Origin of the sequence: Haloarcula sp. JP-Z28 (assembly GCF_011440255.1) — an archaeon.
In the GTDB taxonomy this organism is placed as follows: domain Archaea; phylum Halobacteriota; class Halobacteria; order Halobacteriales; family Haloarculaceae; genus Haloarcula; species Haloarcula marismortui.
The window spans coordinates 1-12,814 of the sequence record NZ_JAAOHT010000092.1 but is presented as its reverse complement, the minus strand read 5'-3'; the positions used below and the strand labels follow the sequence as shown (position 1 = coordinate 12,814).

The following is a 12,814-nucleotide window of genomic DNA, read 5'->3' as shown; positions in this document are numbered from 1 at the left end:
TTCCAGCCGGGGCTGGTAAACACTGACCAGGGATGGTGGTCGCGTGACTACCTCAAGGGTCACCACAACGACCTCACGCACAACGAGGTCAGCGAAGTCGGCCAGACAATGTCGTTCTACGATGTCCGTGTCGCCGTCGAGCCGGCTCCTGACGACCTTGACACGGAGAAGTACGAAACGGACAACCCGCGTGGAACTGTCGCTGAAACATCACGTGTGGGAGGTGACTAACGATGACGAACTATGGCCTCGTAATCGACCAGGAGCGGTGTATCGGCTGTCAGGCATGCGCAGTGTCATGTAAACAGGAGAACAACGTCCCGATGGGACAGTTCTGGAACCGCGTCCTCACGGAGGGCGGCGACAAGATGGACACCCCGTCCGGTGGCTATCCCGAAGACGGCGGCAGTGGCTCGCTGGACATGGAGTACCAGCCGACGGCGTGCCAACACTGCGAAAACGCGCCCTGCGTGAAGGTCTGTCCGGTCAACGCGACGTACACCCGGGACGACGGAATCGTCGAAATCGACTACGACAAGTGCATCGGCTGTCGCTACTGTATGGCGGCCTGCCCGTACAACGCACGGGTGTTCAACTGGGATGAACCCGAGCAGATGCCCGAGGAGGGGACGGGCGACGTTGCCGCCCGGCCACAGGGCGTCGTCGAGAAGTGTACGTTCTGTAGCCACCGCGTCGACGAGGGACTCGACCCGGCCTGTGTCGTCAACTGCCCGGCCGACGCACGCATCTTCGGCGACCTCGACGACGAGGGGAGTACCGTCTCGAAGTACATCAACGAGTACGAGACGGACCAGCTCCTCGAAGACCGCGGGACGAACCCGAAGACGCACTACATCAGCGGCGAGATGAGTCCCGGCCGGCCGCAAACGTCGGATAAAATGGAGAGCGAACTCGACGATGTTTCTCCGTGGTCCGATGGAGCCGAGGACGTGCCGTCTGACGCCGACGGAAGCGACAGTAGCGACTCGGGTGGGAGCCCCCACTCCATCGAGGGTGATGCCGCTCCACACGTCCCGGCAGTGGGGTCCGGAGGTGATGACTGATGGCCGCTGACTCGTCACGGATCGCAATCCCGGCCTTCGGGACGAAAGGACGGCTGTGGCTCGGTCTGCTCGCAGCCCTCATGGTCGCTGGACTGGCAGCCTGGGGCTACCAACTCACCACGGGGCTGGTCGCCACGGGGATGCGCAACGTCTTCTCGTGGGGACTGTATATCATGATGTTCGTCCTGTTCGTCGGGCTGTCTGCCGGGGGACTCATCATCTCCAGTGCTCCGAAGTTCTTCCATTCACACCGCTACGAGGGGTTCGCACGGCTCGGCGTGCTGGTCAGCCTCGCCTGTATCACCGTCGCAGGCCTGCTCATCCTCCCAGACATCGGGCGGCCCGAGCGACTCTACCAGTTTTTCACCTCGCCGGACTTCCGCTCGCCGATGGTGTGGGACTTCGGTATCGTCATCCTCTATGGCGTGCTAAACCTCTGGTATCTGTGGCTGCTGACCCGCCGCGACCTGGCCGCTCGCGGGTCGCGACTCGCACTGGGTGTTGCTGATACCGACCCCGGACGCGAGCGTGACCGCACGCTCATGTTCTGGACCGCGGCACTCGCACTCCCGACTGCAGTCGCCCTTCACTCGGTGACCGGGTGGATTTTCGCGACGCAGATCGGACGTGGCGACTGGTTCAGCCCCCTTGTCGCACCGGTGTTCATCGCCAAGGCACTCGTCTCCGGACTCGGATTGTTGCTGGTCGTGTCGATCCTCGCAGACCGGCTCACGAACTACGAAGTCAACCGCGAGGAACTCACGAGCCTCGGCAAGCTACTCGGTATCTTCCTCGCGCTTCACGTGGTGTACCTGCTTGCGGCCGAACGACTGCCCCACGCCTGGGCGAACCACTTCGAGTTCTGGGCCATCACAGAGAGCTTCCTCATCGGCGAGTCCGTCTACTTCTGGCTCTGGACTGTCGTCGGCGGGGCAGTCCCGCTTGTCATGCTGATGATTCCATCGCTGCGAAAGCGCGTGTCGGTCATCTTCACCGCGAGCCTTCTCGCGGTCTTTGGCACAATGTTCGAAGGCATCCGTCTGGTGTTTACGGGATACGAGGTCGCTAACATCAACCTCCCACCGGGCATCTCGCTCGGTGGCGAGTATGCCGGCATCACGACCGGCATCTGGGCGACTGCCGGAGCCTACACCCCGACGCTGGTCGAGGTGGTTGTCACTCTCGGTATCGTCGCCTTCGGCGCGCTCATCGTCACGCTCGGCCTCAAGTACGTCCCGATTCAGCGAGTCGACGGACAGTATGCAACTGATGGCGGCACACAGGAACGACAATGACTGGACAGACTGACACCTCCACCACACGTGAGCGATCTCCTGAGCACGACATCGGGAGCGATGGGTTTCGGTCGGACGCCGCGGCGACCTACGCTGTCCTCGCCGAATGTTGGCGAGAACCGACCGAGCAACTGACCGAAGCCATTGAAGCCGGTGAGTTGGCTCCGGTGGTCGGTGACCTCGGCTCGGCTGACCGACATCGTCTCAGGACCGAGTACACCCGACTGTTCATCGGTCCAGCGGGACCGCCATGTCCGCCCTACGAGAGCGTCTATCGCGACGGCGAAGACCCAGATGCACTCGGCCCGGTTAAGGGACCAGCCACGATGGCTGTCGTGCGCTGGTACAGAGAGTTCGGCGTCCAGCCCGCGGCTGCCTATTCGGACCTCCCGGACCATATCGCCACGGAACTGGAGTTCGCTGCCTATCTGGCAGAAGCGGGCTTCGACGACCAGCTTGACCAGTTCTTCGAGGAGCACCTCGCTGCTTGGACTGACGAGTTCCTCAGGCAAGTCGAGACAGAAACACGGGAACCGTTCTACGCGTCGCTGGCAACGACGACCCGAGAGGTCATACATCAGTAGTGACGCTTCGGGGCGCTCCCCGGATTTGTAGCGGCGACTAGACGCGTTCTCTACGGGTGGTCACCCCACAGAACTGGTATTCTCACTTGGGGTCGTGACAGACCGGTTCTGGGGTGACAAACCGCACCTATCGGCGGTTGGACCGACGCCCGCCTCGCCGGCGGCGTCGGGGAGCGTCCGCTACGGCGGCGTCTATTTGCTTCTCGGCGTCGAATTCCGCGTATGCGTTTCAGTCGCGCCCGTACGGAGGAGGTTCTGCGCGCTCTCGTTCACGAAATCAGGGCGGAACGGCTCACGTTCATGGCTGGCTCGATAGCCTACCACGCGTTCCTGTCGATTCTTCCGCTGTTATTGCTGGTGTTGACCTTCGTCCAGCGAACGGAGAACGTCACGCTACGGGCCTCCATCGTCGGCATCATGGAGGTTGTTCTGACCACACTGGCAAGCGGCATCATCCAGCAGGGACTGACCGAGGCCGACGCGTCCGTGTCGGCGCTGGGCGTGGGCTTTCTTCTCTGGGGCTCGCTGCGAATCTTCCGGGGGCTTGACACGGCCTTCTCCGACATCTACGAGACGGGCGCGTCGAACACCTTCCTCGACCAGCTCGGCGACGGGCTGGTACTGCTCGTGACCGTCGCAGTGGCGATACTCAGCGCCAGCGCGCTCGGCAGCGTCCTGCCCGAGACCGGAAGTGGACCGCTGTGGACAGTCGCCAGCGGGCTGGTCCGGGCCGCCGGATTGTTCGTTGTCTTCTATCCAATGTACTACATTTTCCCGGACACGGACGTTTCACCGCTTGAAGTTGTTCCCGGTGTCGCGTTTGCCGCAATCGGACTTACCGTCGCGCAGGTTCTCTTCACGGCGTTCAAATCCGGTTCGACGGGCGGGAACATCATCGCCAGCATCCTCGTCCTGCTGAGCTGGCTGTACATCATCGGGCTGGTGATACTGCTCGGGGCGGCCATCAACGCCGTCCTCTCGAACCGCTCTGCGGACGTGGATATCGACCCTGTCGTTGGCGAACATTCCCAGCAAAACACCATCCGGACAACGATGATGTCCCGCGAGGCGCTGCTGGCCGAACTTGAGACACTTGCCACCGTTTTCAGCAAGGACAGGGGACAATCACCGTCGAAATCGCCGACGAGCGTACCGACATCGACTGCCCGGAAACCGCGACTGTCGACCGTTCGTCGGACGTGTTCGGTCTGGACCAGTCGGTCGCGCTCACGCTCAGATGGTGGCCGAACGAGAAATAACGCCGTCCTACTGCGCGTCGCGTCGCTCCCACGCCTGTACCGTCGGCAGTGACCACCCGCGGCCGATGCCCAGTCCTCGGGCCAGCAGCACTGCGAGTGCGCACCCGGCCGATGCTACGCTGACGCTCACGCCAATCTGTGCCAGCGCCCAGAAGGCGAGGCCGCCGATAACAGCACAGGACGCATAGAAATCCTCACGGAGGATAAAGGGCGTTCGGCCCAACAGCAGGTCCGATATCGCGCCGCCGCCGGCCGCGTTGACCGTCGCCAGCGCGACGACGGCAAACACCGGGAGGCCGGCCTGCTGACCAAGCAACGCTCCGGTGGTAGTGAACGCCGCCAGCCCGATGGCGTCGGCCGTCAGGACGACCGGATGCTGGTGGCCGTCATCGAGGAAATGCACGAACAGCACAGCGGCGGTGACACCAAGCAGCGACAGGGCGACTTCGCCGGGTGACTGCAGGGAGTTCGGAACCCTGTTCAACAGCAGGTCCCGCGTCGTCCCGCCACCCAGTGCCGTCATCACGCCGACGACCGTGACGCCGAACACGTCGTAGCGCTCTTCGATGGCTTTCGCTGCGCCGACGAATGCGAACCCGACCAGTCCGATAGCGTTCATCACCGCAAACGCGTCGGTCACGTTCCCCCTCCGGCCCACTGGGACCTGACACGTATGCGACCGCGAGCGAGTCGGCCCGCCGCCACGAGTATAGCGGTCATTACCGTACTACTATGGGTGCGGACAATTATGCCTTTAGACCTGCGCTGGCGGCGTGATACTATTTGTCACTGCTTACTGCCAGCGACTATACCTACGGCTTGGCTGTCTCCAGCACCCAAGCCTCGGGCGTTTCCCGACGGACTTCGAACGGGTCGAAGGCCTCACGTGGCGCCTCCGCAAGCCGGCCCAGGAACTGTCCGACGGGGGTCGGGTCGCGGTCGCTGACGAGGACGAACGGCTCGCCGCTGTCCAGCGCGGTGAACCGTTCGCGAACCCGGTCTTTGCGCTCTTGTGGTTGCAAACCCCGGATATCGGCGGTCGGGTCGACGCCTACTTCGCCGGCGGTGTCGAGGGCGGACTCGACGGCGTCCCCCAAACTGCCGACAGCGTCGGGCACGCTGCCGGGTGCTGGCGTCCCCTGCAGGTCGTGCGAGAACGGGAGTTCGGCCAGCACCGCCGCACCGAGGTCCAAAAGCGCGTCACCAGTGAACAGGTCGTTCGGCTCGCCACAGCAGTCACAGACGTACTCGGCCATGTTGACGACGGTTCCCAGCACCGGCACGTCGTTGTCGCGGAACAGTTCGACGGTTCGGCTGGTGTCGCTGACGCTCGCGTGAAACGGCGTCGTCACGACGACCACGCCGTCGACCGGGACCTCCTGTAGCGTCGTCAGCACCACGTCACCCGTTCCCGGCGGCAGGTCCAGCACCAGCACGTCGTCGTTTCGCCAGGCGGTGTTCTCGAAGAGGTCGTTGAGCGCGTCGTGGGCCATTGCCCCGCGCCAGGCCAGCGGCGCGCCGCTTTCCATCAGGCCGACGCTCATCACGTCCATGTCGCCCGCACGGACCGGAAGCGGGTCGCCCTCCTCGCTGGAGTGGACCGGGCCGCTCACGTCCAGCAACTCGGGGACGTTCGGGCCGTGGATGTCGGCGTCGAACAGCGCCACGTCGTTGTCGGCGGCCAGCGCACAGGCGAGATGCGTGGCCACCGTCGACTTGCCGACGCCGCCCTTCGCGCTGGCGACGGCGACGACGCGGTCGAAGGACTCGACGCCGGCGTTGCCCTCACCCGTGGGCGTCGTCCGTTCGACGTGGACGCTGTCGACGCCGTCCACGTCGTCGACCGCGTGGAGCATCGCTTGGACGACCTGCGTGCTCGTCTGCCCGTCCAGCGCGGTCAGGTCGGCTTCGATTGTCACCTCGCCGTCGGCTGCGTCGATGTTCTCGACGAACCCTGCGTCGAACACGGAGAGGTCAGCGTTCGGGTCGCGCACGTCTCGCAGTGCGGCTTCGATACGGTCGGTCAGTGTAGTGGGCGTTCCGTCAGTCATCGTCAGAGGTCGGGCATCCGATTGAGTCTGTCTTCGCCGGGCAGTAGTCGCGCGTCGTTCTCCAGCGCGCCGCCGAACTGCCGGCGGAACCGTCCGGGGTCCACGTCGAGCGACCGTTCGGCGGTCTGGCGAACCACGGTGGCCGGGTCGTCAGTTAGTTCGCGCAGTCGCTCGCGGGCGCGGTCCTCGTCGACGCCGCCGAGCATGTGGGCGGCCCACTCGCGGACCCGCTCGCTGTCGTCGTGGCTCTGTTCCAACAGCAGGTCGGCCATCGCCTCGCCGCGGAGTTTGAACAGCGAGATAGCCGCGTTGCGCCGGACCGCGTGGTGGTCGTCGTCGATTGCGGCCGCGATATCGTCCTCGTGGGCCTCGCGGTCGACGTTGTCGAGCGTCACGACGGCTTCGGCCCGGACCCACGGGTCGGGGTCGTCGAGCAGTTCCACCGCCACCGCTGCGGCCCGCTCGCCGCCGTGTGCCGTCAGCGCCTCGACGGCGAACTGGCGCACGTCGCTGTCGTCGTCGGTCGTCGCAGCGCGGGCCAGGGCCGCCACGATTTCGTCGGTGGACGCGCGGTCTTTGAGTTCGAGGGCGGCGCGCCGGCGGTCGGTCTTCTCGCCGTGTTCGATATCGGACAGCAGCGACGCCACCGCGTCGCCCTCGACGGGTTCGGTGTCGCTGGCGGCCAGTTCCTCGGGTGTGGCCTCGCCGATGGTCACGTCTTCACGGCTCACCTCGATGTCCTCCAGCGCTTCGATGTCGGTGTGCAGGCCCGGACTGCGCTCGGGGTCCAGTTGCGGGTCCGGGTCCTCTTCGAGGTGCTTCTCGAACTCGTCGTCGTCGTGACAACCAGTCATCGTCTCCCCTCCTGTGCGGTGAGCGCGGCGATGCCGAGCGCGAACGGGAGCGCGCGCGGGAGCGACGCCGGGACGCCGGCGAACGCGACCAGTGCAACGCCGGCGAGTAGCGGCCACCGCCGCGTTCGACTCGCGGCGCTGGCCGTCGTCACCGCACCGGCAGCGGCCAGTGCGATGACCGGCAGACTCGTTCCGACGACGCCGGTGCCCGTGAGCGTGACCGCGCCCGTAACGAACGGGACGGCCCGACCGACGCTCAGAACGACGGCGAAGGCGGCGAGGCCGCCGATTACTGCGCCCCAGTCCGCCGTCGACAGCGAGCGCCAATCGGTCGCGGCGAACGCCGGTGTCGACGCGATGCCGAGCAGCGCCACGGTTGAGGCTACTGGTCGGAGGCCTGTCCAGCCGCCGACGCCGCTCGCCAGGCCGACGCTCAGCGCCGCGACGAGCAGGGCGACCGCGGCGGCCGAAACGAGGTCCAGCCGCCGGCCCGCGACGGCGGCGACGGTCGCCGTCCCGAGGACGATTGCGGCGGCCGCCGGGAGCGCGGCTGCGCTACTGAGCAGCGACAGCAGGCCGAACACGCCGACGAACAGCAGCCCGATGCCGGTGAGCGGGTCGGCGTCGGTGACGGCGACGGCGATAGCCGCGGCGGCGACGACGGCCGTGGACACGCCTGTCGCCAGGCCGGGCGAGACCGGAACGCCAGCGTATCCGGGCGCGTTGACGAACAGGACGGCGAGGTACTGAGCAGCGACCGCGACGGCCGCAGCGCCGACTGCGACGTCCGCCAGCGAATGGCTTCCGCCGTGTAGCAGCGGTCTGACTCGCTGCTGTAGCGCCGCCGTCATCGCTGGCCCTCCAGCCGTGCCGCGAGGTCGTTGCGGTCGGCTCGGACGAACGCCTCCAGCAGTTCGCCGAAGCCGCCGTAGATCTCCGTTCCCGGTTCGTCAGCCAGTCTGTCTGCGACGCCTGCGGCCGCGTGGCCAAGATGGCGGTCGTGGAAGTCCAGCCGAGCGAGGGCGGCGTCCTCGCCGACGGCGGCTTCCCGCCGGGCCAGGTAGCCCGCGAACTCCAGTTCGTAGGTCAGCGCGTCGTGGTTGTCCCGCTGGTCCTGGTCGATTTCGAGGCCATAGTGACTGTAGGCACGCGATAAGTCGAGGTTCACGTCGTTCCAGGAATGGTCCGGCCGGTACTTGGACTCGTACAGCGGGACCGGCGGTCCCTCCGCTTCGAGCGAGCCGTCGGTCCGGTCCGTGTACTCGCTGTAGCCGAGTTCGAAGATGTCGTTGTAGCGGGCCGCGAGCGTCTCGTAGTCGTCGTCGGTGGTCAGCGACGGGATGGGCACGTCAAGGCCCGTCCGGTCGAGGCTGGCTCCGAGGTCGGCCTCCAGCGTCCCGTCGGCCGCCGCGCTGTGGAACGACTCCTCGGGGTACTCGAACGCCGTGGCGAGCGTCGCGTACACCGCACCCCGGGCGGCGGCGTCCTCGTCGAGGTCGTCCATGGGGTCAGTGGGCGTCGTCGCCATCACTCGGCCCCCCGCGTGCGGTAGATGCCGAAGCTGGTGACGCCGACGACAGCGACGATGGCGACCCCGGCGAGGCTCCACAGCAGCGTCTCGTAGGGCGGGCCCTGCGGGCCGCCGCTGAACGGGTAGTAGTGCCACTCGCTGACGGCTTTCTGGCCGGAGCGCTCGCCGTTAGAGCCGTTCCAGACGGCAAAGGCAACGTCGAGGTCGCCGTCAGTTCGCAGGTCGGTCCGGTTCTCACTCGGTGCGTCAAGCTGGCGCGAGTAGACCACCGTCCAGGTGGCGTTGCCGCCGGTGCCGCTGTGACTCGCGTTCGCCTGCACGGTTGGGTTCTCGAACGCCGTCGTCGAGCCAGCGCCGCCGGCCAGCAGTTCCTGCGTTCCGGTCGACCCGCTCCAGTACCAGACGTTGACCCGGTTGTCCGGCCCGCCCATCGCTATCGGCGGCCGGGAACTCGTGTTCGCCGGGAACTGGACCGCGACCGCGTCGGCGAACTCCCGTGCGGCGCTGGCGTTCATGTCTCGGGTCGCGTCGTGCCACTCCAGGCGGACGTACAGTCGCTCGTCAGTGCGAGCCGCCTGCACGTCGACTGTCTCGACGGATGTCTCGTCGGCGTTCGGGACGCTACTCGGGGCGCTCGCAAGCGGTACGTCCGAGGCCGGGACCTCCGCCCAGCCGTCGGCGTTCGGTTCGGCGAGGTCGGCCGTCGATACCTCCGAAACTGGGATTTCGTGTGCTGGCCGGGCGCTCACCATCGGCGCGGCCACCGTCGAGACGACGATGAGCGCCGAAAGCACCGCCGTGAGTGTGAGTGTGCGTCGGTGGTCAGTCATCGTTGACCACCCCCTGAGCACGCGCAGGGGCGGCCAACTGGGACCGCTCGCGTTTCCGAGCCGCGTAGCGGCTCGCTACTCATCGTCGAACACCGCTGGCGTATTCGCCAGCGGATTCGAACTCGCTCACTACGCTCGCTCGTTCGAACGCCGGAAGACCGCAGGTCTTCCGAGCTCGACGTTCGTTCGCGGTGCTCACTCATCGTCGAACACCTCCAGCCGGTACTGTTTGGCCGGGTTTTTGTCCTGAAGCAGTTCCATTAGTTCGCTGTGACCACCCTGTCGAACGCGCTGCCGGTGGGCGTCGATAGTGTCTAGCGCTTCGTCGACGCCGTCGCCGAACAGGTTCCGGAGGTACTGCCGGGGAATCCGGTCGATGTCAACAGTCTCTCCGTCCTCCGTGTGCTGGCCGGGCGCAAAGGGTGGAATGTAGTAGACGTTGGGCTGCGTGCGGAACTCCGGATGGAGCGGCAGGGCCACTTCGTACTCATTGACGAGCTTGTGGATCGGACCCTCCTCGTCGTCGAGGAAGCCGACCAGCCGGAGCTGGGGCGGGCACTCCTCGGCACAGGCCGGGGCGAACGTCTCACCGTCGGGGCCTTCCCCTTCGATGCGGGGGTAACAGAAGATGCACTTCTCGGATTTCTTCGAGACGGTGTTGTAGTACACCTTCTTGTAGGGGCACCCCTCCACGCAGTAGCGGTAGCCCCGGCAGCGGTCCTGGTCGACGAGGACGATGCCGTCCTCCTGGCGCTTGTACAGCGCCGAGCGCGGGCAGGCCTCGACACAGGAGGGGTGTGTGCAGTGGTTGCAGATGCGCGGGAGGTAGAAGTAGTAGCTGTTGGGGTACTCGCCGGCCCCCTGGTCTTCGTCCCAGTTTGGCCCCCACTCCGCGCCGTCGCGGGGCCGCAGCGGCTCGTCGCTACCCTCGTACATAATCTCCTCGTGGTTGAACTCCCAGGCGCGGCCGTAGTCCTCCTCGTCGGGGATCTCGCCGGTCGAGCGGTCCGAGTGCTCGCTCGACTCCCAGCCGCCCCCGGAGTCCTCCCAGCCCCGCGGGTAGCCCTCGCCGGGCTTGGTCTCGACGTTGTTCCAGTACATATACTCGCTGCCGCCGTCCTCCGTCCAGAGGTTCTTGCAGGCGATCGTACACGTCTGGCAGCCGATGCACTTGTTCAGGTCCATCACCATCGCGACCTGGTGGTCGACGCCGTCAGCGACGTTGACCAGCGTGTCCTCTTCGCCTTGGTCGTCCTGTTGGTCGGTACTCATTCGGTGTCACCTCCACTCGGTCGGACGTCGACACGCACGTCGCTGTTGACCCCGGTCGGCCCCCAGTAGTTCGGGAAGAAGTGCAGGTGTTCCCCGGTGTCTTCCGGGTACTGGACCAGCTGGGTCGGCTTCATGTACATCGGGACGAGCGTGTTGAAGTTGTCCCGGTCGGGGTACTGGAACTTCTCCCAGGAGAAGAAGTGCCGGACGGTCCCCGGTTCGCTGGAGGGGTAGATCTTCGCCTGCACCTCGACGCTCCCGAGGTCATTGTACACCTCCACGGTGTCACCGTCCTCGATGCCGCGTTCTTCGGCGTCCTCAGGGTTCAGATACACCACGGGCTCGCCGCGCTGGAGCCTGAGCATCTTGGTGTCGTCGCGCCACGTCGAGTGGATGGACCAGCGACCGTGAGGCGTATTGTACGACAGCGGGTAGTCCCCGCCGGTGTTCTCCGGCCCCTCCTTGTGGGTCGGCAGCTCTTCACCGAGTTCGAGATACCAGTCGTGGTCGATGTAGTACTGCTGGCGGCCGGTGAAGGTCGGCCACGGGTTCTTGTCGTGGACGTAGTCCTGCCACGGGACGTACGCCTCGTCGTCTTTGATGTCGGAACTCCAGTGGTCGCCAGCTTCGAGGAACCGCTGTGGTTGCTCGTCGATGTCGTCGAAGGTTATCTGCTCGTCGCTGCCCTCGGGGTTGGTCTCCTCAGAGTGTTCGAGGATGAACTCCGCCGCGGCTTTGTCTTCGACGAGCCCTTGTTCTTCGCCGGTCTCCCAGTCACGGACGTAGTCGTCGTGTATCGTCGTGAGATCGATGGCTCGGTCGAACTTGCGGTCCTCGACCGGCTCGACACCGCGTTCCTGGGCGCGCTCCTGTATCTTCTCGGCGAGGTGGCGGAATATCTCCCAGTCGGTCTTGGCCTCGCCCAGCGGCTCGACGGCCGGCGTGAACGGGTGCACGTAGGTGTGCATGTCCGTCTCCGAGAGATCGTACTTCTCGTAGTGGCTGGCCGCCGGCAGGACGATGTCGGAGTACATCGCCGTCGAGTCCATCCGGAAGTTGATGTCGACGACGAGATCGAGTTTGGGCCAGAGCTGTTCTTCGAGGGCGACGTTGCCCTTGGCCTGGTTGAAGTAGTTCCCGCGCCAGACGAACATCGTGGACGGGTCCGGTCGGCTCCCGTCGTCCCGTTCCTCGGGATAGACCGGCATCCACCCGTTGTCGATGGACTCGCGTATCTTCTCGGCGGTGTCCGGGTCCGTGTTGTCGAGGATGCCTGCGTGGAAGTAGGTCCACAGCGTCGTCGGGACGCCGCGGACGTTTCCGGTCGGGAACGAGAGCACCTTCCAGCCGTGGAACGACCATATCTTCTCCTGGCCGACGTAGTGGTCCAGTCCGGTGCCGGGGTCGCCGAGGTTCCCCGTCAGCGTCACGAGCAACTGGATGGCGCGGTTGCCAAGGTCGTTGTGGTACCAGTCGTTGACGCCCTTCCCGTGGATGATTTTGGCGGCGTCGGCCTCGGCGAACTCCCGGGCGACGCGCTGGTAGGTGTTCTCGCCGACACCGGTCTCCTCGTGGACGACCTCGGGCGTATACTGGCTGAGTTCGTCAGTGAGGTTCTCCCAGACCGAGCGGACCGCGACGCTGCCCTCGTCGGTGTCGACGCTGCGCTCGACCGACAGTTGCGGGTCGAAGTCGAGTTCGATACTCGCGGAGTAATCCTTCTGGCCGTCCCGCTCGCCGAGCGAACCGGGTGCACGACGGAGGGTGCCGTCGGCGTCGACCATGACGAATACCTTGTCCGGGTCGTCGGCGTCCTCGGCGAGGTCGACCTCGCTCGCCCGGAGGAACTTGCCGGTGTCCTCCCGGACGAGCAGCGGCATGTCGGTCTGCTCTTTGAGGTGTTCCTCGTCGTGCAGTCCCTCGTCGACGATGGTCTGGGCCATGCCAAGCGCGAGCGCGGTGTCGCTGCCGCCGTGGGGCGAGAGCCACTCGTCGGTGTGGATGGCCGTCTGGGAGTAGTCGGTGAAGATACCGACCCGCTTTGCGCCCTCGTAGCCGGCGTCGAGGAAGTACT

At 65.7% G+C, this 12,814-nt stretch carries 12 protein-coding genes and 1 pseudogene; 5 read left to right on the top strand and 8 right to left on the bottom strand.

Annotated features, from left to right (window positions below):
* The 5 genes and pseudogenes from G9463_RS21430 to G9463_RS21410 form a co-directional block, all read left to right on the top strand.
* A pseudogene (locus G9463_RS21430) lies at positions 1-231 on the top strand (dimethyl sulfoxide reductase); the annotation flags it as partial.
* Positions 232-233: 2 nt separating this feature from the next.
* A complete protein-coding gene (locus G9463_RS21425; protein WP_165897785.1) occupies positions 234-1,064 on the top strand; it encodes a 4Fe-4S dicluster domain-containing protein in 831 nt (276 codons plus the stop codon).
* Positions 1,064-2,359, top strand: coding sequence for an NrfD/PsrC family molybdoenzyme membrane anchor subunit (gene nrfD, locus G9463_RS21420; protein WP_165897784.1), 1,296 nt, complete (start codon positions 1,064-1,066; stop codon positions 2,357-2,359). Before G9463_RS21425 ends, nrfD begins: the two co-directional genes overlap by 1 nt.
* Positions 2,356-2,943 (top strand): molecular chaperone, encoded by a 588-nt coding sequence (locus tag G9463_RS21415; RefSeq protein ID WP_011223502.1) that lies wholly within the window; start codon positions 2,356-2,358, stop codon positions 2,941-2,943. The genes nrfD and G9463_RS21415 overlap by 4 nt, the downstream gene beginning before the upstream one ends.
* Before the next feature lie 222 nt (positions 2,944-3,165).
* The gene (locus tag G9463_RS21410; protein WP_240150108.1) at positions 3,166-4,254 is read left to right on the top strand and encodes a YihY/virulence factor BrkB family protein; all 1,089 of its coding nucleotides are present in this window, start codon (positions 3,166-3,168) and stop codon (positions 4,252-4,254) included.
* Here the strand turns inward: G9463_RS21410 and G9463_RS21405 are convergent.
* The 8 genes from G9463_RS21405 to G9463_RS21370 form a co-directional block, all read right to left on the bottom strand.
* Complete coding sequence (locus G9463_RS21405; protein WP_319946521.1) at positions 4,210-4,842, bottom strand: trimeric intracellular cation channel family protein; 633 nt, start codon at positions 4,840-4,842, stop codon at positions 4,210-4,212. The two genes, G9463_RS21410 and G9463_RS21405, sit on opposite strands and share 45 nt — an antisense overlap.
* Before the next feature lie 172 nt (positions 4,843-5,014).
* Complete coding sequence (locus G9463_RS21400; RefSeq protein WP_165897783.1) at positions 5,015-6,253, bottom strand: P-loop NTPase; 1,239 nt, start codon at positions 6,251-6,253, stop codon at positions 5,015-5,017.
* 2 nt (positions 6,254-6,255) lie between these two features.
* The gene (locus G9463_RS21395) at positions 6,256-7,107 is read right to left on the bottom strand and encodes a HEAT repeat domain-containing protein (protein ID WP_165897782.1); all 852 of its coding nucleotides are present in this window, start codon (positions 7,105-7,107) and stop codon (positions 6,256-6,258) included.
* Positions 7,104-7,958 (bottom strand): phosphate ABC transporter permease, encoded by an 855-nt coding sequence (locus G9463_RS21390; RefSeq protein WP_165897781.1) that lies wholly within the window; start codon positions 7,956-7,958, stop codon positions 7,104-7,106. The genes G9463_RS21395 and G9463_RS21390 overlap by 4 nt, the downstream gene beginning before the upstream one ends.
* Entirely contained in the window at positions 7,955-8,635 is a 681-nt protein-coding gene (locus G9463_RS21385) for a molecular chaperone TorD family protein (RefSeq protein ID WP_165897780.1), read from the bottom strand. The genes G9463_RS21390 and G9463_RS21385 overlap by 4 nt, the downstream gene beginning before the upstream one ends.
* Positions 8,635-9,468, bottom strand: coding sequence for an ethylbenzene dehydrogenase-related protein (locus G9463_RS21380; protein WP_165897779.1), 834 nt, complete (start codon positions 9,466-9,468; stop codon positions 8,635-8,637). Before G9463_RS21380 ends, G9463_RS21385 begins: the two co-directional genes overlap by 1 nt.
* Positions 9,469-9,663: 195 nt before the next feature.
* Positions 9,664-10,740 carry a 4Fe-4S dicluster domain-containing protein gene (locus G9463_RS21375; RefSeq protein WP_165897778.1) on the bottom strand — a complete coding sequence of 359 codons (1,077 nt, stop codon included), beginning with the start codon at positions 10,738-10,740 and terminating at the stop codon, positions 9,664-9,666.
* Positions 10,737-12,814: molybdopterin-dependent oxidoreductase (locus tag G9463_RS21370; RefSeq protein WP_165897777.1), on the bottom strand; the 2,078-nt coding region annotated here is incomplete at its 5' end. The genes G9463_RS21375 and G9463_RS21370, both read right to left, overlap by 4 nt.

What these genes read in the sequence shown, in the direction of transcription:
- G9463_RS21425 (WP_165897785.1), top strand. Translation starts at nt 234, where the DNA reads ATGACGAACTATGGCCTCGTAATCGACCAGGAGCGGTGTATCGGCTGT.
- nrfD (WP_165897784.1), top strand. Translation starts at nt 1,064, where the DNA reads ATGGCCGCTGACTCGTCACGGATCGCAATCCCGGCCTTCGGGACGAAA.
- G9463_RS21415 (WP_011223502.1), top strand. Translation starts at nt 2,356, where the DNA reads ATGACTGGACAGACTGACACCTCCACCACACGTGAGCGATCTCCTGAG.
- G9463_RS21410 (WP_240150108.1), top strand. Translation starts at nt 3,166, where the DNA reads ATGCGTTTCAGTCGCGCCCGTACGGAGGAGGTTCTGCGCGCTCTCGTT.
- G9463_RS21400 (WP_165897783.1), bottom strand. Translation starts at nt 6,253, where the DNA reads ATGACTGACGGAACGCCCACTACACTGACCGACCGTATCGAAGCCGCA.
- G9463_RS21395 (WP_165897782.1), bottom strand. Translation starts at nt 7,107, where the DNA reads ATGACTGGTTGTCACGACGACGACGAGTTCGAGAAGCACCTCGAAGAG.
- G9463_RS21390 (WP_165897781.1), bottom strand. Translation starts at nt 7,958, where the DNA reads ATGACGGCGGCGCTACAGCAGCGAGTCAGACCGCTGCTACACGGCGGA.
- G9463_RS21385 (WP_165897780.1), bottom strand. Translation starts at nt 8,635, where the DNA reads ATGGCGACGACGCCCACTGACCCCATGGACGACCTCGACGAGGACGCC.
- G9463_RS21380 (WP_165897779.1), bottom strand. Translation starts at nt 9,468, where the DNA reads ATGACTGACCACCGACGCACACTCACACTCACGGCGGTGCTTTCGGCG.
- G9463_RS21375 (WP_165897778.1), bottom strand. Translation starts at nt 10,740, where the DNA reads ATGAGTACCGACCAACAGGACGACCAAGGCGAAGAGGACACGCTGGTC.